The sequence below is a fragment of the Streptomyces sp. NPDC002676 genome, assembly GCF_053592455.1.
In genome coordinates, this window is record NZ_JBSFVT010000010.1 from 78,128 (window position 1) to 102,261 (window position 24,134).

General features: G+C 69.8%; 20 protein-coding genes and 5 pseudogenes. 7 read left to right on the forward strand and 18 right to left on the reverse strand.

Features of this window, described 5'->3' with window-relative positions; translation table 11 throughout:
• Positions 1-85 precede the first annotated feature (85 nt).
• Together ACWD3E_RS26150 and ACWD3E_RS26155 are read right to left on the reverse strand one after the other, a co-directional pair.
• Positions 86-274: a SpoIIE family protein phosphatase gene (locus tag ACWD3E_RS26150; protein ID WP_451389998.1), complete on the reverse strand. Its 189-nt coding sequence runs from the start codon at positions 272-274 to the stop codon at positions 86-88.
• Between the two features lie 537 nt (positions 275-811).
• Positions 812-1,504 (reverse strand): annotated as a pseudogene (locus ACWD3E_RS26155) (flavodoxin family protein).
• 141 nt (positions 1,505-1,645) lie between these two features.
• Here ACWD3E_RS26155 and ACWD3E_RS26160 point away from each other — a divergent pair.
• Complete coding sequence (locus tag ACWD3E_RS26160) at positions 1,646-3,337, forward strand: acetolactate synthase large subunit (protein ID WP_451389999.1); 1,692 nt, start codon at positions 1,646-1,648, stop codon at positions 3,335-3,337.
• A gap of 535 nt (positions 3,338-3,872) precedes the next feature.
• Here ACWD3E_RS26160 and ACWD3E_RS26165 read toward each other — a convergent pair.
• The 4 genes and pseudogenes from ACWD3E_RS26165 to ACWD3E_RS26180 form a co-directional block, all read right to left on the reverse strand.
• Positions 3,873-4,089, reverse strand: a pseudogene (locus ACWD3E_RS26165) (transposase); the annotation flags it as partial.
• Positions 4,090-4,145: 56 nt separating this feature from the next.
• A complete protein-coding gene (locus ACWD3E_RS26170; RefSeq protein ID WP_451390000.1) occupies positions 4,146-4,640 on the reverse strand; it encodes a GNAT family N-acetyltransferase in 495 nt (164 codons plus the stop codon).
• A 9-nt stretch (positions 4,641-4,649) separates the two neighbouring features.
• Positions 4,650-4,967 carry a hypothetical protein gene (locus ACWD3E_RS26175; protein ID WP_451390001.1) on the reverse strand — a complete coding sequence of 106 codons (318 nt, stop codon included), beginning with the start codon at positions 4,965-4,967 and terminating at the stop codon, positions 4,650-4,652.
• Entirely contained in the window at positions 4,961-5,335 is a 375-nt protein-coding gene (locus ACWD3E_RS26180; protein WP_451390142.1) for an aldo/keto reductase, read from the reverse strand. The genes ACWD3E_RS26175 and ACWD3E_RS26180 overlap by 7 nt, the downstream gene beginning before the upstream one ends.
• A gap of 39 nt (positions 5,336-5,374) precedes the next feature.
• Here ACWD3E_RS26180 and ACWD3E_RS26185 point away from each other — a divergent pair, with 39 nt between their 5' ends.
• The 3 genes and pseudogenes from ACWD3E_RS26185 to ACWD3E_RS26195 all read left to right on the forward strand — a co-directional run.
• Complete coding sequence (locus ACWD3E_RS26185) at positions 5,375-6,595, forward strand: metallophosphoesterase (protein WP_451390002.1); 1,221 nt, start codon at positions 5,375-5,377, stop codon at positions 6,593-6,595.
• A gap of 1,422 nt (positions 6,596-8,017) precedes the next feature.
• Positions 8,018-9,703: a ribonuclease J gene (locus tag ACWD3E_RS26190; RefSeq protein WP_451390003.1), complete on the forward strand. Its 1,686-nt coding sequence runs from the start codon at positions 8,018-8,020 to the stop codon at positions 9,701-9,703.
• Between the two features lie 69 nt (positions 9,704-9,772).
• A pseudogene (locus ACWD3E_RS26195) lies at positions 9,773-10,267 on the forward strand (IS5 family transposase); the annotation flags it as partial.
• A 9-nt stretch (positions 10,268-10,276) separates the two neighbouring features.
• Here ACWD3E_RS26195 and ACWD3E_RS26200 read toward each other — a convergent pair.
• A complete protein-coding gene (locus tag ACWD3E_RS26200) occupies positions 10,277-11,422 on the reverse strand; it encodes an FAD-dependent oxidoreductase (RefSeq protein ID WP_451390004.1) in 1,146 nt (381 codons plus the stop codon).
• A 235-nt stretch (positions 11,423-11,657) separates the two neighbouring features.
• Between ACWD3E_RS26200 and ACWD3E_RS26205 the strand changes: the two genes are divergently transcribed.
• Complete coding sequence (locus ACWD3E_RS26205) at positions 11,658-12,251, forward strand: TetR/AcrR family transcriptional regulator (RefSeq protein WP_451390005.1); 594 nt, start codon at positions 11,658-11,660, stop codon at positions 12,249-12,251.
• Between the two features lie 142 nt (positions 12,252-12,393).
• Here ACWD3E_RS26205 and ACWD3E_RS26210 read toward each other — a convergent pair.
• The 3 genes and pseudogenes from ACWD3E_RS26210 to ACWD3E_RS26220 form a co-directional block, all read right to left on the reverse strand.
• Positions 12,394-12,534 (reverse strand): annotated as a pseudogene (locus ACWD3E_RS26210) (IS110 family transposase); the annotation flags it as partial.
• 95 nt (positions 12,535-12,629) lie between these two features.
• Positions 12,630-12,785 (reverse strand): annotated as a pseudogene (locus ACWD3E_RS26215) (transposase); the annotation flags it as partial.
• Between the two features lie 212 nt (positions 12,786-12,997).
• Entirely contained in the window at positions 12,998-13,807 is an 810-nt protein-coding gene (locus ACWD3E_RS26220; RefSeq protein WP_451390143.1) for a hypothetical protein, read from the reverse strand.
• A 111-nt stretch (positions 13,808-13,918) separates the two neighbouring features.
• On the opposite strand from ACWD3E_RS26220, the gene ACWD3E_RS26225 reads away from it, so the two are divergent.
• Positions 13,919-14,593 (forward strand): TetR/AcrR family transcriptional regulator, encoded by a 675-nt coding sequence (locus ACWD3E_RS26225; RefSeq protein WP_451390006.1) that lies wholly within the window; start codon positions 13,919-13,921, stop codon positions 14,591-14,593.
• Positions 14,594-14,735: 142 nt separating this feature from the next.
• Here ACWD3E_RS26225 and ACWD3E_RS26230 read toward each other — a convergent pair whose 3' ends face one another.
• The gene (locus tag ACWD3E_RS26230) at positions 14,736-15,056 is read right to left on the reverse strand and encodes an FAD-dependent oxidoreductase (RefSeq protein WP_451390144.1); all 321 of its coding nucleotides are present in this window, start codon (positions 15,054-15,056) and stop codon (positions 14,736-14,738) included.
• A 67-nt stretch (positions 15,057-15,123) separates the two neighbouring features.
• On the opposite strand from ACWD3E_RS26230, the gene ACWD3E_RS26235 reads away from it, so the two are divergent.
• Positions 15,124-16,107 carry a LysR substrate-binding domain-containing protein gene (locus tag ACWD3E_RS26235; RefSeq protein ID WP_451390007.1) on the forward strand — a complete coding sequence of 328 codons (984 nt, stop codon included), beginning with the start codon at positions 15,124-15,126 and terminating at the stop codon, positions 16,105-16,107.
• A 25-nt stretch (positions 16,108-16,132) separates the two neighbouring features.
• On the opposite strand, the gene ACWD3E_RS26240 is transcribed toward ACWD3E_RS26235, so the two are convergent.
• From ACWD3E_RS26240 to ACWD3E_RS26270, 7 genes are all read right to left on the reverse strand, one after another.
• Positions 16,133-17,335, reverse strand: coding sequence for a M6 family metalloprotease domain-containing protein (locus tag ACWD3E_RS26240; protein ID WP_451390008.1), 1,203 nt, complete (start codon positions 17,333-17,335; stop codon positions 16,133-16,135).
• A 66-nt stretch (positions 17,336-17,401) separates the two neighbouring features.
• Positions 17,402-18,682: an alpha/beta fold hydrolase gene (locus tag ACWD3E_RS26245; RefSeq protein WP_451390009.1), complete on the reverse strand. Its 1,281-nt coding sequence runs from the start codon at positions 18,680-18,682 to the stop codon at positions 17,402-17,404.
• Positions 18,679-19,689 (reverse strand): ABC transporter ATP-binding protein, encoded by a 1,011-nt coding sequence (locus ACWD3E_RS26250; RefSeq protein WP_451390145.1) that lies wholly within the window; start codon positions 19,687-19,689, stop codon positions 18,679-18,681. The genes ACWD3E_RS26245 and ACWD3E_RS26250 overlap by 4 nt, the downstream gene beginning before the upstream one ends.
• A gap of 5 nt (positions 19,690-19,694) precedes the next feature.
• Positions 19,695-20,516 (reverse strand): ABC transporter ATP-binding protein, encoded by an 822-nt coding sequence (locus ACWD3E_RS26255; RefSeq protein WP_451390010.1) that lies wholly within the window; start codon positions 20,514-20,516, stop codon positions 19,695-19,697.
• Complete coding sequence (locus tag ACWD3E_RS26260; RefSeq protein WP_451390011.1) at positions 20,513-21,505, reverse strand: ABC transporter permease; 993 nt, start codon at positions 21,503-21,505, stop codon at positions 20,513-20,515. Before ACWD3E_RS26260 ends, ACWD3E_RS26255 begins: the two co-directional genes overlap by 4 nt.
• Positions 21,502-22,446, reverse strand: a complete 945-nt coding sequence (locus tag ACWD3E_RS26265) for an ABC transporter permease (RefSeq protein ID WP_451390012.1) — start codon at positions 22,444-22,446, stop codon at positions 21,502-21,504. Before ACWD3E_RS26265 ends, ACWD3E_RS26260 begins: the two co-directional genes overlap by 4 nt.
• Positions 22,443-24,125, reverse strand: coding sequence for an ABC transporter substrate-binding protein (locus ACWD3E_RS26270; RefSeq protein WP_451390013.1), 1,683 nt, complete (start codon positions 24,123-24,125; stop codon positions 22,443-22,445). The genes ACWD3E_RS26265 and ACWD3E_RS26270 overlap by 4 nt, the downstream gene beginning before the upstream one ends.
• Positions 24,126-24,134 lie beyond the last annotated feature (9 nt).

A 24,134-nucleotide genomic window follows, 5' to 3' on the forward strand; every position in this document is an offset into this window, starting at 1 on the left:
TCTTCTCCCTCCGGCATGGGCAGCCCGATCAGGAGCAGTGTCACGTCATCGTCATCTGTGGCCGTGTCTGGCAGGAGGGTCTTGATCAGCAGGTCGGCGGCTGGTCGAGGCTCTCCTGATCTGCGAGTACCCCTTTCAGCGCCGAGTCGAGCGTGCGGGCGAGGGTGTCGATCTGGGTCTCGATGTCGGTGCCGGGCCTTTCGACCAGTCCGTCGGAACAGATGGCCAGCGTGGTGCCCGGTGCCACCGCTTGGGTCGCCTGCCGGAACGGCACCCCTGCGCCCCCGGTGCCCTGGTCCGAACGTCTCCGTCCGCGCCTGATCGTGCTGGTGTCGGCTCGCGCCGTCTTCCCTGTTCGTCACCACGGTCCCACGACGAGACAGCCCAAAATGATCTGCGGTTGGCCAGGACGACAAGAAGCCGCCCGGTCGGGGCGACGAGCCCGCGACAGCGGTGCAGCAGGCTACCGAGGATCCCCTCCGATGCCGATCTTGCCGTCCATCAGCAGAACCGGCTGCCGGCCTCTCTCCGCCGGCAGCCGGTCGAGGAGGATCAGCCGAACACCGAGGTCAGGGCCCGCGGATCGGACTGCGCCAGAACTCCGGCCGGAACGGCCCGGGGGCGGGGGCAGCAGCCCGAGGCGGTGCACCGCCCTCGGCTGTGGACGGTCGCCCACGCTGCCGCAGCCGTCCCACCGGTCCGCAGATGCCAGGGCCACCCCCGGGCACACTTCTGGCCCGGTGCCCGGCGCTGGGACCCGCTGGGCGGGGCCGACCCCGACGGCTGCCCGCCGGTTTCCCTCGGCATCACGTCACCGGTGCTCGGGGTTCTCGTAGTCGTGGCGGCAGCCGGCGTCCCAGGCGGTGCGCTGGTTGCCGTAGGCGGGGATGCCGCCGAGGTCCTTCAGTGCGCGGGCCAGGTGCAGGAGGTTCCAGGTCATGAAGGTGGTGTTGCGGTTGGTGAAGTCGTTCTCCGGGCCGCCCGAGCCGGGGTCGAGGTAGGAGGGGCCGGGGCCCGCCTCGCCGATCCGCCGTCCTCGTTGCCGGTGATCAGGCAGCCGCCGACGCGGCGTAGTAGGCGTACTGCCCGGCCTCGTTGAGCGGGCTGGAGCAGGCGTAGAGGCGTTCGATCACCCGCTTCATCACCGAGCTGTTGTCGCCCAGCCAGATGGGCCCGGCCAGCACCAGGATGTCGGCCGCCATGACCTGCCGGTACAGGTCCGGCCAGGCGTCCGTCTCCCAGCCGTGCTCCCTCATGTCGGGCCACACACCGGTCGCGATGTCGTGGTCCACCGCCCGTACGACATCGACGTGCACTCCCTGAGCGGCCATCATGGCCGTGCTCCGGTCGATCAGCCCCTGGGGTCGGTCGTCGCCGGCGAGCGTTTGAGGGTGCAGTTGATCACCAGGGTCCGCAGGTCGTCGTACCGGGCCGGCGGTGCGTCGGTGGCGGGCGACGAAACGGTCACACGGTCCTCCCGGAGTTCTGCCGCCGCTCTGTGCATGGCGGCCCGTTCTCACTCAGCCGGCGTGCGGTCCGACCGCGGAAGCCGCCACCACAACGCCTCCAAACGGCCGCAGCGGTCCACGCCCCGGTCGGCGGCGGACGAGTGGCCCGGACAGGCAGGCGTACCTACGTTCGCCTCATGAGCACCGACGGCGCGACCGAGTCGCGGAACACGGCAGCAGCGGACGACGTCGCACACCTTCTGGTGCGCTGTCTGCGAGCCGAAGGCGTGGAGTACGTCTTCGGGATCCCCGGCGAGGAGAACATCCGCTTCGTCGACGCCCTGAGCGGCTCCGGAATCCGGTACATCCTGGTGCGCCACGAGCAGGCTGCCTCGTTCATGGCCGAGATCTACGGACGTCTGACCGGCCGGGCCGGGGTGTGTTCGGCCACGCTGGGCCCCGGCGCGATCAACCTGCTGCTCGGCACCGCCGATGCCATGACCAACAGCGCACCGATGGTGGCCCTTGCCGCCCAGGGCTCGCTGCGCCGCACCCACAAGGAGTCGCATCAGGTCATCGACCTGGTATCGATGTTCGCCCCCGTCACCCAGTGGGCGGCCCGCGTGGAGTGTCCTGACGCGGTGCCGGAGATGACACGCAAGGCTTTCAAGATCGCGCAGAGCGAGCGCCCCGGTGCCGTGTTCCTGGCCGTGCCCGAGGACATCGAAGCGGAGCGGCCCGCCGAGCATCTGGCACCCCTGCAGATCGACACAGTGCACGCCGACGCGCCGTCACTCACGCAGATCGCGCGGGCGGTCGAGGTGCTCACCACGGCACGGCGTCCTGTCGTGCTGGCAGGCCATGGTGCCGCGAGAGCCCGGGCCTCGGACGCTCTCGTGCGGTTCGCCGAACGACTGAACACCCCGGTCGCGACCACCTTCCACGGCAAAGGCGTCTTCCCCGACGACCATCCGAACGCCCTCGGCGCGGTCGGCTTCATGCGCCACGACTACGGCAACTTCGGCTTCGACACCGCCGACGTGGTGATCTGCGTCGGCTACGAGATCCAGGAATTCGATCCCGCCAAGATCAACCCCGACGGCGACAAGCGCATCGTGCACGTGCACCGCTTCCCCTCCGAGGTGGACGCACATTACCCGGTCGCAGTGGGCATCGAGGGCGACCTGTCGCAGGCGCTGGACGCACTCGCTTCGGCACTGCCCGAAGGGTTCACCTACAACTCGGAAAGCAGCGTGAAGATCCGTACGCTGCTCGACGACGAACGCGCCTACGGGCGTGACAACGACGCGTTCCCGCTGGTGCCCCAGCGTGTGGTGAGCGATGTCCGGACCGCCCTGGACCGCCACGACATCGTGCTCGCCGACACCGGCGCCGGGAAGATGTGGATGTCCCGCCTCTACCCCACCTACGAGCCGGACACCTGCCTGGTCTCCAACGGCCTGTCCACCATGGGCTTCGCACTGCCGGGCGCCATTGCTGCCAAACTGGCCCGGCCCGACCGGCGCGTCCTGGCCATGATGGGCGACGGCTCCTTCCTGATGAACTCCCAGGAACTCGAGACCGCCGTCCGCGAACACATCCCCCTGACCGTCCTCGTCCTGGTGGACGAGGAATACGGGCTGATCACCTGGAAGATGGAACTCGAACTCGGCCGCCACAGCCACACCCGCTTCACCAACCCGGACCTGGTCGCCTACGCCGAGAGCTTCGGCGCACGCGGTTACCGGGTCGAGTCCGCCGACCAGCTGCTGCCTGTGCTGCGCCGCGCCCTCGAAGACGAAGGCGTCTCCGTGATCGCCTGTCCTGTCGACTACACCGAGAACCTGCGCCTGACCGACCGACTCGGCAGCCTCAGCGGACCGTTCTGAACCGCCGGCCCAGGTTCTCGGCATCCGAGCCGTCCACGTGCCGGGCACGAGAGGCCGCCGCAGGTCAGTGACAACCGCTGGCGCAATGAGGTGGATGGGCGCTGATCGCCGTGTCTGAGGCGGGAGTTGAGCATCCGGTTCGATGTAAGGACGTGAAGGTACGCAGAAGGTCCACCGGGGGTCCGCCAACGCGATCAGCCGGTGACCCGCCCGCGTGTTCGGCGCCCTGGTGATCGCCGCGTAGTCGAAGACGATGCCGTCACCACGTCCGGCCAGTACTGTCCCGGCGTCGAGCTGCCGCGAACGCTCCCAGCTGCCGAACTTCCCACTCCGGTACGTGCGCCGGTCGACACCGGACAGCGACATCGCCGGATTCAGCTCGAACGCGTGGTGGCGGATCTGGAACTCCCGCTCCTTCGCTCCTTCACGATGCCGACGGCCTTGTCCAGCCGACGGGCTTTCCGAACAGGGCGCCGGGCGGCGCAGCAGGCCCCTGCCACGGGTGCAGGTCAGCAAGCCCGGACACCCTCCGGCCTGATGCCTCCTTCACGTCCCCGGTCTCGTCGACCACCAGCACTGCGCCCTCGTCGTGGAGATGCTCCAGGACGTACTCGCACACGTCATCGCGCACGGCGTCGGCATCCCATCGGGCCCGGCCGAGCAGGTGCTGCATGCCGTCCGGGGCGGCCTCTCCGACCCACGGCGATGCTCCAGCAGTTTTTGCGTGGCAGGTCCGACAGCAGCCCCAGCATCCAGCGAGCAGGATCTACGCCGTGACCTACGGTCGGCCCACGAGCAAGATCAAGGTCTATGGCCGGAGGTCGCGCTGGTACCAAGTGCCTGACTTGCCGCCGAGATCGGCCGGGGTGGCAGGGCCAACCGGGACGAACCCGGCCTTGGCCAAGACTTTCTGGGACGCGGCGTTGTCGTGGGAGGTGGCCGCCCGCAGTGTGCGCAGGCCGTGCACCGCTGTCGCCATCCGGCACAGCTCCCGGACGGTCGCGGTCGCCACGCCGCGGCCGGCGACCCGCTCCGCGACCCGGTAGCCGAGTCTGGCAGTGCCGTCCTCCAAGTCGTACAGGTTGAACCTGCCGAGTACCGAGCCGTCCTCGGCGACGAGCACGTAGAAGGCGCAGATACCGGCCTCATGCTCGGCCAGCGAGGCGTTGTACCGGTCGGTGAACTGGTCGAAGAAGTCGTCGCCGCGGTCGGAGATCGAGGCAGCGAAGTAGGTGCGGTTCGCCAACTCGAAGGCCAGGACCGCCGGGGCGTGGCCGCCATGCAGCGGCTTCAGCTCGGGCATTGCCCGACTCTACCCAGATCGTGCGCTGAGGCCACCTGAGTTTCCGCCAGTGGCAGACAGCCCCAAGACCAGCGCACATAACGATCTACGGCTGGAGTACTTGGAGGCTCCTGGTGTGGCGACGGCGGTGTCACCGTAGTAGGTGATCAGCCACGCCAGCGCCACCTGGCCGACGGTGGCATGGTGCGCTTCGGCGATCGTGCGCAGTTCGTTGATCAACGGGATGGTGTGATCCAGTCTCTTGTTGGAAATTCCGGTCAACATCCGGCGCTGGCACGGGAGTTCGTCGACCAGCGTCCGGCCGGCATGGAGTTTGCCGGTCAACATGCCGCTGCCCGGGGGACGTAGGCGATCGGCGTGATGCCAAGACGCTGGGCGGTCTCCAGTACGCCGTTGGTCTCGATCTTGCGGTGCAGCAGGTTGATCTGAACCTGGTCGGCGGCCAACGGGACGCCGCGTTTCGCCAGTTCCTCGCGGGCGGTCTCCATCTGCCGGGCCGAGAAGTTGCTGACGCCGACCGAGCGGATCTTCCTCTGCTCGACCAAGTGCGCCATGGCCCGCGCCTGGGCGCGGATCGACGACAGGCTGCCGTAGGGGGTGTGGATCTGGTGCAGGACGATGGGAACTGGCCGGGAGGGTCTGGGCGAAGGCCGCGCCCACGAACGCCGGTCCGGCCGGCCCGAGGGCGACCGGATACAGTGCGCGAGACGGCAGCCTGGTCAGGGAGGGGAAGCGTGACCGACACCAGCAGCACCCGGCCCACTGAGGGTGAGGCGCAAGCGCCGCGGCAGAGCCGACTGCACCGCCTGATGCGCTACATCCCCCTGATCGCCCCCGTCCTGCTCTGGGCCGTGCCCTGCTGGGTGCTCCTGTACACCGGCCAGCACTGGCCGCTGCCCGTCACGCTGGTCGGCACCGCCCTGTTCGCCCTCGGCCTCATATGTATGCCGCTCGCGATGGTGCGCGGCCACGGCCGACGCCAGCAGGACAGGGCGGCGATCGTCGGTGACACTCTGCTGGGCAGCAGCTGGGTTCTGTTCACCTGGTCCGTTCTGCTCGGCGTCCTGTTGCGGCTCGTCCTGACCGCGGCCGGCGCCGGCGAGAGTCAGGACCGGGCCCGAATCGTCACTTGGGCGATCCTCGGCGTAGCCGCCGTACTGCTCGGCTGGGGGTACGCCGAGGCCCGCCGGGTACCCCGCGTGCGCCGCCTGGACGTGCAACTTCCGCGCCTGGGGGCCGGGTTGGACGGCACGCGCGTCGTCCTCATCACCGACACCCACTACGGCCCGCTCGACCGCGCCCGCTGGTCGGCGCGGGTCTGCGAGACGGTCAACACGCTGAAGGCCGACCTGGTCTGCCACACCGGAGACATCGCGGACGGCACGGCCGAACGCCGCCGCGCCCAGGCCGCCCCACTCGGCACCGTGCAGGCCACCCGGGCCCGGGTCTACGTCACCGGCAACCACGAGTACTACAGCGAGGCCCAGGGCTGGGTCGACCTGATGGACGAGCTGGGCTGGGAGCCGCTGCGCAACCGCCATCTGCTGCTCGAACGCGGAGGCGACACCCTCGTGGTCGCCGGCGTGGATGACGTCACGGCCGAGTCCTCCGGCCTGGCAGGCCACCGCGCCCACCTCGCCGGGGCCTTGGACGGCGCCGACCCCGACCACCCCGTCCTGCTCCTGGCACACCAGCCCAAGTTCATCGACCGGGCAGCAGCCGCCGGCGTCGACCTCCAGCTCTCCGGCCACACCCACGGCGGCCAGATCTGGCCCTTCCACCACCTCGTCCGCATCGACCAGCCCGCCCTCGCCGGCCTCAGCCACCACGGCCCCCGCACCCTCCTCTACACCAGCCGCGGCACCGGCTTCTGGGGCCCGCCCTTCCGCGTCTTCGCCCCCAGCGAGATCACCCTGCTCGTGCTCCGCTCCCCGCAGCCGCCCACCTCGATGTAACACTCGACGGGCCGACACATCAATTGGGTTCTTTGCGTTACCGTCCGGCATCCAAGGGCGTTCCCGGTGGACCAGTCGCGGGCCAAATAGGCCGCCTGCGTCAGGCCAGGCTCATACCTTTCCTCACGCGCGACGTCATGCTGAACGGCTGGACCGAGACCCGCTCCGCAGCCCGCGTCACGGCGGCCGAGGTCTGGGGCATGGTCGACGAGGAAACCCGGAATGCGGAGGATCCCTATGCGCCCCGAGCCGGCGGTCGGCCCCGTGCCGCGGTCCTCATCGACGCAGAGGCTGCAGCCGCCGAGATGCGGGCCTGCGTATACGAGCCGCTCGTGCCGTATCCCGGACGCACCGACGTGACTTGGCCCTCGCGCTGCATGACCTGCGGGCACGAGGGGCGTGCGACGTTCAATGCCGTCCGTAACGCGGGCCAGCGCTGTCGCGTCTGCCGGGTGAAGGAGACCCAGGCGAAATGCACCGCCGCGAACGCGCCGAAGGCCAGTGCAAGCATGCGCGCGACCGGACTCGAACTACTGGAGCCCTACCCGGGCAGCCAAACACCGTGGCGGTGCCGCTGCACCACATGCGGTCGCGAAACCAGCCCCACCTACTCCAGCGTCGACAGCGGTTCGAGGGGCTGCCGGTTCTGTGCCCTCAACTCGGCAACCGACGAGCGTGCGTCCGCCGAAGTGCGAGCGGCCGGGTTCGAGCCGCTGGAGCCGTACCCCGGTCGTACCACGGACCGTTGGCGCTGCCGCTGTTCCTGCGGGAACGAAGTCGCGACGCGCCTGTCGTTCGTCCGGTCGGGAACGACCGGCTGTAAGAAGTGCCCCCGATCCGATGGCCGAACCGATCCCGCGACAGCCGCCGCCGGGCTCGAGCCGTTGCTGCAGGTGCAGCACGGACATCACGCTCACCCTGGCCGGCATCAGAGGAGGCCGTACCGCGTGCGGAACGTGCTCCCGAGGCGCGGCACCCGGTAACCGTCGGTCACGATGAGCGCCGCCGCTGACACCCAGGAGTCGAGCCGGCCCGGGTCCCGCCGTACGAACCGTCCTCAAGAGATCGCTGCCGCCCGATGGCACCCTCGGTGTCGGCCCCCTTTGAAGATGCGTTCGGCGGATTATGAGCGCTTCGGCCTCCAGGGATGTGGTCGACGTCCTGTCGACGGTGATCGACTATCAGCTGGCAAGGGCAGGCCGCACAGTCTTACGGATGCCGACCTGAGCGCCATGATCCGTGCGAACGCCGCGCCGGCCTTCCGCGGCCAGGGGACCGTCGACACGCGGCACAGCCGTGCCCGCGCCCCCCGCTACAACCTAGTCGTCCCGGGGCACCCGGTTCGGGTGCCTGGCCCCGTCGGGAGGAAGAGATCGCACAGGCAATGGATCACCCCGTCCCGCTCTCCGGTACCGTCAGGGTATGAGTCACCCGCACCCCGACCTCAAAGCCGCCCCACCCCTTCCCGAAGGAGGGCTGCGGGTCATCGCCCTGGGCGGCCTGGGTGAGATCGGCCGCAACATGACCGTCTTCGAGCACGCCGGCAAGCTGCTCATCGTCGACTGCGGCGTGCTGTTCCCCGAGGAGACCCAGCCCGGCGTGGACGTGATCCTGCCGGACTTCACCTCGATCCGGGACCGGCTGGACGACATCGTGGCCGTGGTCCTCACCCACGGACACGAGGACCACATCGGCGGCGTGCCGTACCTGCTGCGCGAGCGGTCCGACATTCCCGTCGTCGGTTCCAAGCTGACGCTGGCGTTCCTGGAGGCCAAGCTCAAGGAACACGGCATCCGGCCGCGCACGGTGCGGGTGCGGGAGGGCGACCGGCGTGGTTTCGGGCCCTTCGACTGCGAGTTCGTGGCGGTCAACCACTCCATCCCCGACAGCCTCGCGGTCGCGATCCGCACCCGGGCCGGGATGGTGCTGCACACCGGCGACTTCAAGATGGACCAGTTCCCTCTCGACGACCGCATCACCGATCTGCGCGCCTTCGCCCGCCTCGGCGAGGAGGGCGTGGACCTGTTCCTCACCGACTCCACCAACGCCGAAGTACCCGGCTTCACCACCTCCGAGCGTGAGCTGAACCCGGCGATCGAGCAGGTGATGCGCACCGCGCCGCGCCGGGTCATCGTCTCCAGCTTCGCCAGCCACGTGCACCGCATCCAGCAGGTCCTGGACGCCGCCCACCAGCACGGCCGCAAGGTCGCCTTCGTCGGCCGGTCGATGGTCCGCAACATGGGCATCGCCCGTGACCTGGGCTATCTGAAGGTCCCCTCCGGTCTGGTCGTGAGCACGAAGGAGTTGGAGAAGCTCCCGGACCACAAGATCACTCTGGTGTGCACCGGCTCCCAGGGCGAACCGATGGCCGCGCTGTCACGGATGGCCAACCGCGACCACATGATCCGCATCGGCAAGGGCGACACCGTCCTGCTCGCCAGCTCCCTCATCCCCGGCAACGAGAACGCCATCTACCGGGTGATCAACGGACTCACCCGGTGGGGCGCCCACGTGGTTCACAAGGGCAACGCCAAGGTGCACGTCTCGGGGCATGCCAGCGCCGGCGAACTCGTCTACTGCTACAACATCGTCAAACCCCGCAACGTCATGCCCGTGCACGGCGAATGGCGCCACCTGCGGGCCAACGGCGACCTCGCCATCCGCACCGGTGTCGACCCCGAACGGGTCGTCATCGCCGAGGACGGCGTCGTCGTCGACCTCGTCGACGGGCGCGCGTCCATCACCGGCAAGGTCCCCGCCGGCAACGTCTACGTGGACGGCATGGAAGTCGGCGGCGCCACCGAAGCGTCCCTCAAGGACCGCCTCACCCTCGCCGCCGAAGGCGTGGTCACGGTGGTGGCGATCGTCGACGCAGACACCGGCGCCCTCGCCGAGGCCCCCGACTTCCTGGCCCGGGGCTTCGTCCACGACGACACCACCTTCGAGCCGGTCATCCCCGTCATCGAGAAGACCCTGGCCACCGCGGCCGAGGAAGGTGTCGGGGACGCGCACCAACTCGAACAACTCGTCGCCCGCGCCGTGGCGAACTGGGCGTTCCGCACCCACCGCCGCAAGCCCCTCATCATCCCCGTCATCATCGACGCCTGAGCCACGGCCCGGCAGCACGGTCCCGGTTCCGGCCGCGGCCCCGCCGGCATCGAGGCCGGGCACGGGAGAGACTCTGCGCACGTGAGCGCGATGAAGGGCGGGCCGGCCACCGGGCGTTCCCCGGTGGACCGGGGCAAGGCCGGCAGCAAGCACCACGTGATTGTCGAGGCGCACGGAATCCCTCTGGCGGTGACCCTGACCGGTGGAAACCGTAACGATGTCACACAGCTGAACCCGCTGATCCAGGCCGTTCCGCCGATTCGTGGCAGGAGCGGCCGACCCCTGCGCCGCCCCCGCCGGGTCTACGCCGACCGCGGCTACGACCACGACGTCTACCGCGACAAGGTCCGCCGGTTCGAAATCACCCCGGTCATCGCCCGACGCGGCGCCGAACACGGCTCCGGCCTCGGAGTCCACCGCTGGGTCGTAGAGGGCGCCATCGCGCTGCTGCACTGGTTCCGGCGTCTTCGCATCCGCTGGGAGATCCGCGACGACATTCACCAAGCCCTCGTCGCCCTCGGCTGCGCCATCATCTGCTGGCGACGGCTGAAGACCTCAGTCTGATCCCAGTTCTCAGGGCTGGGCGTCGTTGTCGCTGCCGAAGTCGGGTACGTCGGCGGACAGCAGGTGCTCGGCACCGCCTTCGAGGGCTTTGGCCGTCTCGGTGGAGCGGGGGAGCATGGTCTTCTCGTAGGTGCGGATCGCGTCGTCGACGGCGGCGGCGTTCGCGAGAGCGAGGGCGATTTCGCTGGCGTCGAGCATGGCGAGGTTGACGCCGACGCCGAGCGGGGGCATGAGGTGGGCGGCATCTCCGAGCAGGGTCACCGTCGGGTTGTGTTCCCAGGTGTGCGGGACCGGGAGAGCGAAGATCGGGCGGTCGACGTAGGGGCCGTCGTTCTCGGTGATCATCCGGCGCATGCGGGGCGACCAGTGGGCGTACTCGCCCAGGAGCAGGGCGCGGATACCGTCGGTGTCCTCGACTGTCAGGCCGCTCGTGCTGATCCAGTCGACCGGGACGCGTCGGATGATGTAGACGCGGATGTGGTTTCCGCTGTTGCGCTGGGCGAACAGGCCCCGCTCGCCGTCGGCTGCGTGGGCGCTGCCCTGGCCGACCAGCTCGGCGATGTCCGGGTGCCGGTTCTCGACGTCTGAGAACCATGCTTCCAGGAAGCTCACCCCGGTGTACTCGGGGACGGCGGGGGACACGGCCGGGCGTACCCGGGAGGAAGCACCGTCGGCGCCGATGACCAGATCGGTCTGGATGGTCGTGCCGTCGGTGAAGTGCAATTGCCGCGGCCCCTCGTCGGGTCCACTGATCGTGTCGAGGGCGCGGCCCCAGTGCACGGTTCCCGGTTGCAGGGAGTCGAGCAACAGGTTGCGCAGCTGGCCACGGTCGATTTCCGGCTTGAAGAGTTCGTCGGCCGCCGGGATTTGATGGGACGTGATCGTGCCGGTCGGGTCCATCTGGCGCAATTCCTGCCCTTCGGGACGGGCAAGCTTGAAGAACTCGTCGAGCAGACCGGCTTCGCGCAGGGCGATCTGACCGTTGTCGGCGTGCAGGTCGAGGGTGCCGCCCTGGTTGCGCGCGTCGGGGCCCCGGTCGCGGTCGTAGACGGTGACCGCTATGCCTCGCTGCTGAAGGATGCGGGCGCAGGTCAGTCCGCCGGGGCCGGCACCGATGATGCTGATGCGCGCCCGGGCGGGTTCTGGGGAGTTCATGGGTGTCCCTTTCAGTCGGCGAAGAGGGGCGAGCAGGCCGGGCGTCGTCGACCTCGGCACCGGATGTGCCACGCAGAGGGGTCCCTCAGATGAACAGACCGGCGCGGTGCAGACGACGACCAGGCTGACGAGGATGTGCCGCTCAAGTACTCGCAATACTCATAACATCAGAGCGAATAGAAAAGTGCAACGACTCTACTTAGTGACTGATTCGACTATCGAGTATGCTCTAGCCATGACCGTGCCCTCTGTCAGCCGCCGCGACCGCAAGAAGGCAGCCACCCGGCAGGCGATCGCCGACGCCGCACTGCAACTCTTCCTGGAGCGCGGCTACGATCAGGTGAGTATCCGTGACATCGCCGACGCCGCCGATGTGTCGACCGCTACGGTGTTCAAGCACTTCAGCGGCAAGGAAGCGCTGGTATTCGACCAGGACGAAGACCGAGAGTCGCAACTGATCGCCGCAGTGCGGCAGCGACCCTCCGATCAGAGCATCGTCGATGCCCTTCGACAGCACGTCCTGGACACCTGGCCGTCGATCGATGCCCATCCTCAGGCGGCCGAGTTCACCAACCTGGTGAACTCCACGCCGGTGCTGCGCGCCTACGCCGAACGCATGTGGACCCGGTACACCGACAGCCTCAGCGCAGCCATCGCCGACGAGTTCGGCGTGGACCACGACAACCTCGCATGCGTGGCTCTTGCCCGATTCACACTCGAGATCCCGGTGCTCGCTCGCGGCCGGCAGGACCGCCGGGCCGCCGTCGAGGCAATCTTCGACATCCTCACCCACGGCTGGGAGCCGCCAAGCAAGCCGCCCGCGCCGTAGCGCCTGGGCCGTTTCCTGGGCCCGTCCTCGACCAGCCTCGGCTTGCCCCACTGCGCGTTTCGGTCGCACTCACCCCCTGCCTGGCAACGAGAACTGACATGCCGTCACCCCTACACGGCAAGCACCTCATTCTGATCCCAGTCCTTAGCCGGTTGATCATCCGGACTCGGTTGGCGATCAGATCAGAACGATGGGCGGCCAGCAGTGCGAGATCGGCGGCCAGCTGGGCGGGCACCGCAATCGCGGTGAAGTCCCGGCGGTGCCGGGCCGTCTCTGCGACGACTCGCCGGCGGCCCGAGGAACACCCCGCTGTCATCTCCGTAATTAGCGACCGAAGCGCACATCTCAATCAGCAGCCAGGGTGCCCCGAAGAGCCGGAGTCTTCCACTTGCCGAAACGTGCAGGCAGATCCCGCCACGGCACCCCGGTCCGGTTCCGGGACAGGAGCCCGTTGATGATCCTGCGGTGGCTGCCCCAACGACCCCCGCGCTGCCCGGACTTCGGCAGATGCGACCTCAGCCGGGCCCATTCTTCGCTGTGGTGGGCGGCGAGGAGCTCGCCGAGCCGGGCCTGCCAGCGGGCGGTGTCGAACGCCGGGGCGCCGTCGCTCACACCCAGCGCACGGTTGACCGACCGGGCCACGTCGCGGTCGGTCTGTTCCAGGATCTTGGCCACCCCAGGTCTTCCGACATGCTGTCTCCCCCGCGGTCACGGTGCAATGGCGCGGGTGGGGCGGGGCCTGCCGGCTAGTCGGCGCTGCGGGTCCGCCGGCCGACGAGCCCGGTCAGCAAGGCAACCGTCGTGCGCGGCGGCTGCCGGAGGTCGCGGTCCGGGTGCAGGACGGTGCGGAACGCGGCCCAGGCGAGTGCACCGAGGGCGAAGCCGTAGCAGGAGACCAGCCCGTGCCCGTTCTCCTGCGCGAACCACATCGCCAGCCCGAGCACCGGCACGCCGAGCGCGAGCAGCCGGTTCTTGCGGACGGCCTTGCCGCGGCTCGCGCCCAGGTCGTCGGAGCCCTCCTCGGCACCCTGGCCGGCGGCCTTGCCGGAGTTGTCGTCGGCGCCGCCGCGCAGCAGCAGGGCCGCGGCCAGCGTCGCGCCCAGGAAGTAGGTGGCGCCGGAACTGCCGGCGAAGTTGCGGGGGTCGGTGCTCTGGGAGGTCTGGCCCCACAGCTTGTCGATCTGCTCCGGCAGCAGGATGCCCGCGGCGAACAGGCCGAGCGTCAGCGGCGCACCCCAGAACCAGTCGGCGAAGGCCGCGACGGCGGCAAGGGTGGCGATGTTCCAGGCCGCCCCTCCGAAGCCGCCGTTCTGCATGAAGACCGACGTGACCACGCGCCACCAGCCGGACTTCGACGGGTCCGCGTCGAGCACGCCCATCGCCCCCGACCAGCAGAGCTGGAGGGCTACCCCGGCAAGCGCGAGCCCGGTCAGGCCGACGGCCGCCCAGGGGATCCGCCGCCCTTCCAGCGTGCTCTGGCCGACCAGGGCCAGACCGCCGTTGAACATCAGCACCATCAGTGCCGCCGTGGTCACGTTGAACAGCACGATGTCCATCGTCACCACCCCCCTCCGAGCCGTGTGCGATTCGCTGATCACGACATTAGTGCGACCCTGGGAATTTTCAAACAGTGTTTGAAAGTTGGCGCGGCTCGCTAGACTGCGGTCGTGAAGCTGACGGCAGACCGGATCATCGACGCGGGGATGGCGGTGTTCGCCCAGACCGGCTACCACGGCTTCTCCGTGCGCCAGGTCGCGGACCGGCTCGACGTGCACGCCGGCAGCCTCTACTACCACGTGCCCAGCAAGGCCGCACTGCTCCAGCTGATGGCCGACCGGGTGGCCCGGCAGGCGTACGAGGCCGGCACCGCCGCCCTGGCCACTCTGCCCGCGCAGGCAGGCTGGCCGGCGCAGGTCACGGCGCAGGCCGTCGCCCTGCGGCAGAGCATCCGGCAGCACCCCGGCGGGGCGGTCATGCTCGCCGGCAGCCCGAAGACCCTCGGCCCCGGCGCACTCTCGCTGATGGAACGGCTGCTCGCCACCCTCGCCGAGGCCGGCGTGCCCACGGAGCACTGCGGCACCGCCGCCGACACCGTGCTCAGCCACGTCACCGGCTACGTGCTCCAGGAACAGAGCGATCCACCCGCGGTGCCGGTCACCGCCGAGGACCTCGCCGCCCTCCACCGGAGCTTCCCCCGGACGGTGGCCGCCGCGGCCGCGCACGGGCCGGACGAGAAGTTCACCCGCAGCTTGGACCTGCTCTGCGCCGGCATCGGGACACTGATCCGGCCGCCGTCCGAAGGGGCGCCGTCCGAAGAACCGGACGGAGGGAGCCAGCGGTGACGTCTGGTTCATGCAGTCAGTGGGTAATTGCGGTTTATGCGCCCCGCCAAGTGTACTTACCCTCGTCTCACGGCTCCGCGCGGAGGTCCCGTCGGAACGGCTGCTGGCCGGCCTCGCCGTATCACCCGCTATCACGCAGCTATCACGAACTGGGCTGACCCTCTCGGACCAGTAGGCCCTGACCTGCGATTTCATGCCCGCGATTGACTGGTGTAGACGCCCCTGGAGAGTCCCTACAACCTGTGCCATGTAGTACCGCGGGAAGATCCTCCGCCGGCATCACATACCTAGGTCCGCCGCGGCGGGGCAGGACGGGCAGGTCCACGCCCGCACGCCGGGCCAGTTCGCCGCCCCAGGCGCCTGCCGCGTTCACCACGTGCGGGGCGGGGAGGGTGCCGGTCGACGTCCGTACACCAGCCACCTCGCCGTCCGCTCCGGTGAGGACTGTGAGGTCACGTGTGATATTTCATATGGGACTGTGATGTCCCACCCCCTGCCGGTAGGCCCCACCGCTCCTTACCATCCGCGCCATGGATCTAGAGGTACGGCACTTGCGAGTGATCTGCGCGATCGCGGAGGCCGGCAGTCTGACCCGTGCCGCCGCTTCGCTGCGCATGACACAGCCGGGACTCAGCGCCCAACTACGGCGCATCGAAGCCATGCTGGGCGGGCCGATCTTCGACCGCGGGCAGACCGGTGCCGAGCCCACTGCGTTGGGCGAACTGGTACTCGCCCGGGCGAGGGCCATCCTGCCGGGCATCGACGGCCTACTGGCCGACACCGCCCGCGCCGCCCACTGCAAAACCGCCCCCGGCCACGTCCGCCTAGGATCGGTGGGCGCACCGCTGCTGGCCGATCTCATCGTGGCGACAAGGGAGTTGATTCCCGGATCGGAGGTGACGACCCGTTGCCAGTACTCCCCGTCGCCCCTGCTGGACGACCTCGCGGCGGGCCGCCTGGAGGCGGCGGTCCTCGGCGACAACCCCGGCCACGAACTCCCGCCGCGCGCGGGAGTAGTCCTGCGCCCGGTCGTCACCGAGCCCGTCTTCGCCCTGCTTCCGTCCACCCATCCGATGGCCGGCCGCGAGGAGGTGAGCCTGGGCGAACTCATCGGGGAGGACTGGGCCATGCCGCACCCGGACAGTGACCGCACCCGGGAGTACTGGGCGTCCGTCTTCTCCCGGACGGGCTGTCAGCCGCACGCCCCCTACGAGGCGGAAGGCCGGCAGCTGATCGACATCGTGCGTGCGGGCCTGGCCGTCAGCCTCTGCCAGGCGACCTTCATCGAGGTGCCCGGCGTCGCGGTGCGTCCTCTCGCCGGCAATCCGCTCTGGTACCGCCATGTACTCGGCTGGCGCTGCGACGGACCGCTGGCGGCACACGGCGACGGGATCGTCCGCAGGGTGGCCGAGGGGTATCTCGCCACCTGTGCCGCCGCGCCGGCCTACACGCGGTGGCGCAGGCGCCGGCCGGAATCGCTGCGCCTGCCGGAGTCGCTGCGCCTGCCGGAGTGAGCCACCGCGCGAGGGCGATCACTTCTCATTGCTTGGTGATCGAGATCTCGTCATGGAGAGGGGTGCTGCTGTCGATGTTGATCCGGACACCCGTGGCGGGATCGGTGAAGGTCTGGCCTGAGTGGAATGCCGCCATGTCCAAGGCCCGGCAGCCCGAGGGCAGGGTGGCGCCGGGTTTGCCGTTCACGATCTGTACGGGGCCGTAGCCGGTCTGGGTGGAGGTGTCCACCTTGTAGATGAGCACGCCGGTGGAACAGGCGCGGCTGTCCGTGCCGATGGCCCGGCGGGACTCGGCGACGTAAGCGGTGGTCTCGCCCGTACGGATCACCGCGATCTTCGTTCGGCCGGGGCTTTCGACCGCCTTCAGGCGAACCGTGCGGCTTCCGGCCGAGGGCAGGCAGGCGACCTGGCGGTCGTCGATCCAGCCGAGCTTCCACCGCTCCCATCCAAGGTGCTGCGGGGCGGCGCCGGCGATGTCGCCCATGAGGTCCCAGCCGCCGACGAAGCGGTGGTAGTCGGTGCCGGTGAACGCGTAGAGATCGGGCAAGCCGAAGGTGTGGCTGGTCTCGTGGTCGGCGACCATGAAGCCCCAGTGCCACATGTCCTGCCCGAACGTCACCCCCCACTTGAGGCGCTTGCCGTCGGCGGTGATGCCCGCGGTGGCGGGGTCGTACAGGTACGTCGGCGAGAAGCTGATCGCGGAGGCGGACTTCGCCGGGACGATGTAGACCATGTCGTACCGGGAGAAGTCGGCGTACGGGTCGGCGGCTGCCACCGCCTGCCGGACGTACGCCTCGTGCTGCTCGAAGGTGATCCCGCGCTGGAAGCCGTAGCTGGTGGAGTCCTGTGGCATCCGTATCCACCGGTCCAGCGGAGTGATGTCGAGCGCGGTCCGTCCGTAGGAGTCGCGCTTCATCCACTGGGCGGCCGGGGCGAGTTGCCGGTAATAGTCGGTCGTGGAGCCGGCGGCCTGGGCGTCGGGGAAGTCCACGAACAGCATGAGCACGTGCTTGGTGCCGATGGGCCGCTGGAACTGGGTGTGGTCGGTGTTGTGGCCCTCGTCCGTCCAGCCGGTTCTGCCGGGGAGGGCGCAGTCGGCGGCCGCAGGGGTGGGGTGCGCCGGTTCCGGCGCCGCGTTCGCGGTCGGAGCAACGGCTCCGACCGACAGGAAAGCCGTCGCCGCGGCGCCCGCGGCAAGGGCTCTGAGCCTCTGGGTGGATCCGGACATGTCTCCTCGTCTCTCCTTCGGGTTCGCGTGGGTACGGGTCGTCACGTTCGGGTTGGTGCGGGGACGTCAGGCCCGGCCGGCGGCCATGTCCATCAGGCGGGACAGCACACCTCCGCCGGACGCGGTCACCCCGTCGTGCTCCCACTCGTTGGTGACCCAGGCACGCAGCGCACCGACCGAGCGCGCGGTCTGCAGGGACAGCTCGGTGGGCACGTACATGTCGTCGTGGTAGATCGCGGCGGCCACCGGCACCTGGTTCGCCGCCAGCCGCGACGGGGAGTACAGCTCGGGCCAGTCGGCTCGCTCGGCCAGCAGATGGACCGCTTCGCGGAACGGCCGCAGCCCGGCGATCTCCTCGAACATCCAGGGATAGAACATCTCGCCGGTGAACAGCAGCGGGTCGGCGTCCTCGGCGAACTCCGGGTGGTCGGCGATCGCTCGGGCGGCGGCCCAGTCGGTTGGCTTCCCGCCCTGCGCGAAGATGGCTTCCTGGAGCACGGCGAAGAGCGGGTCGTCGACGAGACCGGTCAGGTTCATCACCTGATGCAGGAAGGTCGCCGAGAGTTCGCCGTCGGCGCCGAGGGCTTCGTCCAGAAGCCAGTGCAGGCGCTCGGCTCCGTCTCCCATGCCCAGCATCAGGCCGAGCGTGCGCAGCCGCCGGACGGTGAGCCGGTCCCCGTCGGGCAGGTGGACCGTTCGGCGGTCGAGCAGGCCGGCGATCCGCCGGACCAGCGCGCGGTCACCGGGGTAACGGGCGTAGAAGGCGGTCACCTTCTCCCTGACCCGGGGATAGGTGGCCGCGTAGACGTCATCGGCGGTGGCCTCCAGACCGGGTAGGCCGCCGGTGATGTAGCAGGCACGCAGTCCTTCGGGGGCCCGGGAGAGGTAGGTGAGAGTGAGGAAGCCGCCGTAGCTCTGGCCGAGCGTCTCCCATGGCTCGTCGCGGCACAGCTGATGCCGGATCAGCTCCGCGTCGGCGACGATCGAGTCCGCGCGGAAGAGGGCGAGATGGCCGGCCAGCTCCCGGGCATCGGAGAACCGCCCGGCAGACCGGGCCGTCACCGGGCTGCTGCGGCCGGTGCCGCGTTGGTCCAGCAGCAGCACCCGGTGGGTCTTGAGGGCACGGGCGAGCCACCCGGTGGTGGCGTTCAGCGGCCGGGGCGACTTGCCTCCGGGTCCGCCCTGCAGATACAGCAGCCAGGGCAGTCGCTCGCCGGCGCGGGCCGGGTCGGACAGTTCCCGTGCGAACACCTGGATCGAGACGCCCGCGGGGTCGGCGTGGTCGAGCGGCACGGTGAACGCGTGATCGGTCGCGGCGAGACCGGGCAGGTGACAGGTGCGGCTCATGCGGTCCTTTCCTCGGCGACCGGCGCGGACGCCGGCTGGGTCAGCGGCTCGGGGTAGTGACAGGCGACGTCATGGCCCGGGGCGATCACGCGCAGCGCGGGCCGTTCAGTGGCGCACGGGTCGGCCGCCTTGGGGCAACGCGTGCGGAACGGACAGCCGCTGGGCGGATCGAGCGGACTGGGCAGGTCGCCGCTCAGGACGATCCGCTCGCGGGTCCGCTCGGCGTCCGGGTCGGGCAGCGGTACGGCGGAGAGCAGGGCGTGGGTGTACGGGTGCGCGGCGCTGCCGTAGAGAGTGTCCCGGTCGGCCGTTTCCACGACCGTGCCCAGGTACATCACGGCGACCCGGGTGCTGATCTGGCGGACCACGCCGAGGTCGTGCGCGATGAACACGTAGGCGAGCCCGTACTCCTGCTGCAGGTCCTTGAGCAGGTTGAGGATCTGCGCCTGCACCGACACGTCGAGCGCCGAGACGGGCTCGTCGCACACCACCAGTCTCGGCCGCAGCGTCAGCGCCCGGGCGATCCCGATGCGCTGCGCCTGGCCGCCGGAGAACTCGTGGGGGTAGCGGGCGGCGTGCTCCGGCCGCAGGCCCACCCGCTCCAGCAGCTCTTCCACCGGTTCGTCGGGGGTCAGCCCTTGGTAGCGGTACGGGGCCGTCAGGATCTGTCGGACGGTCTGGCGGGGGTTGAGCGAGGAGAAGGGATCCTGGAAGATCATTTGCAGGTCGCGGCGCACTGACCTCATCAACCGCTCGTCCAGCGTGGTCAGTTCGCTTCCGGCCACGCGGATCGTGCCCGATGTGGGCTCGGTGAGCCGGGTCAGCAACCGGGCGACTGTGGACTTGCCGCAGCCCGACTCGCCGACCAGACCCAGCGTCTCCCCCGCGTCCACGCGCAGCGACACACCGTCGACCGCCTTGACATGTCCGGCGAGCCGCCGGGTCAGGCCGTGTCGTACGGGGAACTGCTTGACGAGGTCGCGCGCTTCGAGCAGCGGTGCGTTCATTCTGTTCACGCCGTCACCTCCGGTGCCGACAAGGTGGGCAGTCGATCGGGCAACGGTCCATCGACGCGAGGTACGCAGGCGAGCAGGCCCTTGGTGTAGGCGTCGCGCGGCCGGTAGAACACCTCGCGGACCGTGCCCCGTTCGACCGCGCGGCCGCCGTACATCACGACCACCTCGTCGGCCAGCCCGGCAACCACGCCCATGTCATGGGTGATGAGCATGATGGCGGTGCCAGACCGCTCCCGTAGCTCCCGCAGCAGATCCAGTATCTGGGCCTGCACGGTCACGTCGAGCGCGGTGGTGGGTTCGTCGGCGATGAGCAGGTCCGGCTCCAGACACAGGGCCATCGCGATCATCACGCGCTGGCGCATGCCGCCGGAGAACTCGTGCGGGTACGCGCGGGCGCGCCGCTCGGGCTCGGGGATGCCGACCCGGTCCAGCATCCGTACCGCGACCCGGTGCCCCTCGCGCCGCCCGGCCCGGCGGTGCGCGCGGTAGGCCTCGGCGATCTGGAAGCCCACCGGGTAGTAGGGGTTCAGGCAGGACAGCGGATCCTGGAAGATCATCGCGACCCGGTCGCCGCGCAGCCGGCGCAGCGCCCGCCGGTCCAGGCCGGTCAACCGCTGTCCGTCGAACCGGACTTCACCGGCGATCCGGGCATCGGGCAGGAGGCCCATGATGGCCAGGCTGGTGACGGACTTGCCGCTGCCCGACTCGCCCACCACGCCGAGCACCGCCCCGGCGGCCAGGTCCAGATCGAGGCCGTCGACGGCGCGTACGCCGCCCGCGAAGCCCACGGTCAGATCACGTACGGTCAGCAGGGTCATCCCACGGCCCTCACTCTCGGGTCCAGGAGCGCGTAGACCAGGTCCACCGCGACGTTGGCGAGCACGACGAATCCGGCGGCGAACAGCGTCACCCCGAGGATCACCGGCTGGTCGGCGCTGTTGATCGCGTCGGCCGCGAGCTTTCCCACGCCGGGCAGGCCGAAGACCGACTCGGTGATGAGGGCGCCGCCGAGCAGCGCGCCGAGGTCCATGCCGAAGATCGTCACGATGGGCATCAGCGCCGGCCTGAGCGCATGGCGGCGCAGCACGGTCGGCTCGGGCAGGCCCTTGGCGCGGGCGGTGCGGACGTAGTTCTGGCCCAGGCTGTCGAGCAACTCGCCGCGAGTGATCCGTGCGTAGATGCCGGCGTAGAGCATCGCCAGGGTGATCCAGGGCATGACCATGGACTCCGCCCAGCCGGCCGGGTCCGCGGTGAGCGGGATCGCCTGCGGATAGGGCAGCAGACCGAGCTTGACGACGAGCAGGTACTGCAGCACCAGAGCGGTGAAGTAGACCGGCAGCGAGACGCCGCCGAGCGCGGCCGTCATCGCCGCCCGGTCCCACAGGCTGCCCCGGCGCAGCGCGGAGATCACCCCGGCCGTGACGCCGACGATCAGCCACAGCACCGCCGCGCCCATGGCGATGGAGATGCTGACCGGCAGCCGGTCAGTGAGCATCAGCCACACCGGCTGATCGGTCTGGAAGCTGAATCCCAGGCACGGAGCAGGGCAGTGCACGGCCTGCGCGCCCGTGCCGTATGTGCGGCCCGTCACGATGCCGACGAGATAGTCGCGGAACTGCACGAACACCGAGTGGTCCAGGCCGAGCGTGGTGCGGATCTGGGCGATCCGCTCCGGGCTGCACGCCTTGCCGCAGGCGCCCTGGGCAGGATCGGCGGGCATCAGGTAGAAGATCGCGAACGTGGCCGCGCAGATCACCAGCAGGATCGCCGCCGTCGCGGCCAGCCTGCGCAGGACATAGAGGATCATCGTCGGCGGCTCCGGGGGTCGAGTGCGTCCCTTACCGCGTCGCCCAGCACGTTGAAGGCGAGCACGGTGACGAAGAGAAAGGCGCCCGGGACGAGGAAGTAGACGGGGTCGGCGGCGTACCACGGCACCGCGGAGGCGATCATCTGGCCCCACGAGGGGGTCGGCGGGCGCACCCCGATACCGAGGAAGGACAGGCCCGCCTCGGTCGCCACGTATCCGGGGATCGACATGGTCGCCACCACGAGGATCGGCCCGCTCAGATTGGGCAGCACCTCGCGCACCAGCAGGGCGCGCCTGGAGGCACCCAGCACCCGGGCCGCCGCCACGAACTCCCCGCGGGCCAGCACCATCGCCTGCCCGCGCACGATCCGCCCGACGTACGGCCAGCCGAAGAAGCCGAGCACGACGACCAGCAGCAGCTGCCGGTTCACGCCCGGGGCCGCGGAGATCAGCGCGATCATGAAGATCAGGGCGGGAAAGGACATCAGCAGGTCCATCAGCCTGCCGACCACGGCATCGGTCCAGCCGCCGAAGAACCCGGCGGCCAGCCCGAGCGCAGTTCCGAGCGACACCGAGACAACGGTGGCGAGCAGGGCGATCAACAGGGAGACCCGGGCTCCGTAGACGACACGGGCGAGGATGTCCCGGCCGCTGCCGGGTTCGACGCCCAGCCAGTGCTCGGCGCCGATCCCGCCTCCGGTGCCGCGCGGCAGTCCGCCGAGCGCCGGGTCCACCGCGTCGGAGTGGAACTCGGTCGGAGACATGCCGACGGCCCAGGTGATCAGCGGGGCCGCAAGGGCGATCAGCACCAGGAGTACGACCGCCGTCAGCGCAACCGTCGCGGAGCGCTGTGCCAGCAGCCGGCGCAGCAGAGACGTCTCTCGGGGTCCGCCGCGGCTCGACGGGGCGGAGGGTACCGAGGCGGGGAGCGTTGCGGTCACTTGCGCAGCCCCAGGGAGACCAGATCCAGTCGTCCGACGTAGGCGATGTGCCCATAGGCGCCGGTGACATGAGGCCCGGTCAGGACGGCCGCCTTGTCCCACAGGAACGGCACGACCGGAGCGTCTCGCATGATCTGCTCGGCCAGTCGGCCGTAGGCGGTCGCGGCTGCCGCCGGGTCCTTCATCCTGGCGATCGCGTCGATGCGGGCGTTGACCTTGGCGGAGTCGTACTGGGCGTGGTTGTTGTTGCCCTCGGAGGTGATCAGACGGCCGTCGAACACGAGCGGCAAGTAGGTGGAGGCGCCTGGCCAGTCGGGTGTCCAGCCGTCGATCACCAGGTCGTGTTCCTGGGCGGTGTTGCCCACCGTGCTGTAGAACGCCGAGGAGCTGATCGCGTTGATCTTCACTTTGATCCCGGCCTCGGCCAGCGATGCCTGCACGGCCTCGCCCTGCGCCTGGCCGCCCGCGGTGGCCGGGGTGTCGAGCGTGAGGGTCAGGCCCGAGGCATGACCCGCCTGGGCCAGCAGCGCCTTCGCCTTGGCGGGATCGCCCTTGCCGTCCGGGCTCGGGTACGGATCGTCGGGGACGGAGCCGGGCAGCGACGGGGGCAGCAGAGTGGTGGCCAGTTGGCCGGCGATCGGGCCGCCCCGGGCTGTGCGCAGGGCGGCCTTGTCCAGCGCGTAGGCGATCGCCTGCCGCACCCGGACGTCATTGAGCGGCTTGTGCCGGGTGTTGATGCTCAGGTAGCGCGTGTTGATCGACTCGCCGGTGACCAGCCGCTTGCGGACGGCGGGGTTGGACAATGCCGGCCCGACCGAGGCCGGGCCGACCGGCTCGAAGGCGACGGCGTCCGCGTCCTGTCCCTGAGCGGCGATGAGCCGCTGGTCGACGACGGCCGGGTCGAGGTTGAGATCGATCACGATCTTGTCCGGCCGGCCCTTGCGCACCATGTCGGTGGCCGGACTCCAGTGGGTATTGCGGACCAGCGTGAGCCGCTTCTTGGGTTCAAAGGTCCCGATCTTGTACGGACCGGAGGAGAAGGGCCTGCTGTCGTACCGGACGCCGGTGTCCTTGTCCTGCGGAACCGGGGCGAAGATCGGCAGCGACACCGCGGAACCGAAGTCGGCCACCGGACGGTCGAGCTTGAAGACGATCGTCCGGTCGTCGGGGGTCTCGATCGAGGCGAGACCGTGCTTGTCCTTGTAAGGGCCCTTGTAACTCCGGGCCCCAGCAAGCCACATACGTGCGTACGGCGGCCCTTCGGGGAGTTCCGCGGCGAACGACCGCTCGACCCCGTACTTGATGTCCCGGCTGGTGATCGGCCGGCCATCCTCGAACTTCACCCCCGCCTTGAGTGTGAAGGTCCAGGTGCGGGCCCCGTCGCTCGGGCGGCCGGTGTCCGTCGCCAGATCCGGCACGATCTTGCCGCCGGCGGGCCCGGGTGCCGCCGCGTACGTCGTCAGCGTCCGGTAGACGAGGCGGCCCACGTCCTCGGAGGAGGTGACATAGTTGCGGGCCGGGTCGAGGTGCTCCAGGTCGAGGCTGGAGAGCACGTGCAGCGTGCCCCCCTTGCTCGCGGACCCGCCCTGCCCGTCGGCGTCGCCGGCTCCCCCGCAACCGGCGACGGCGACGAGTCCGAGGGCGGCAGCCATGACCATCCCGGAACGTCGTGCTCTCACGATGACTCC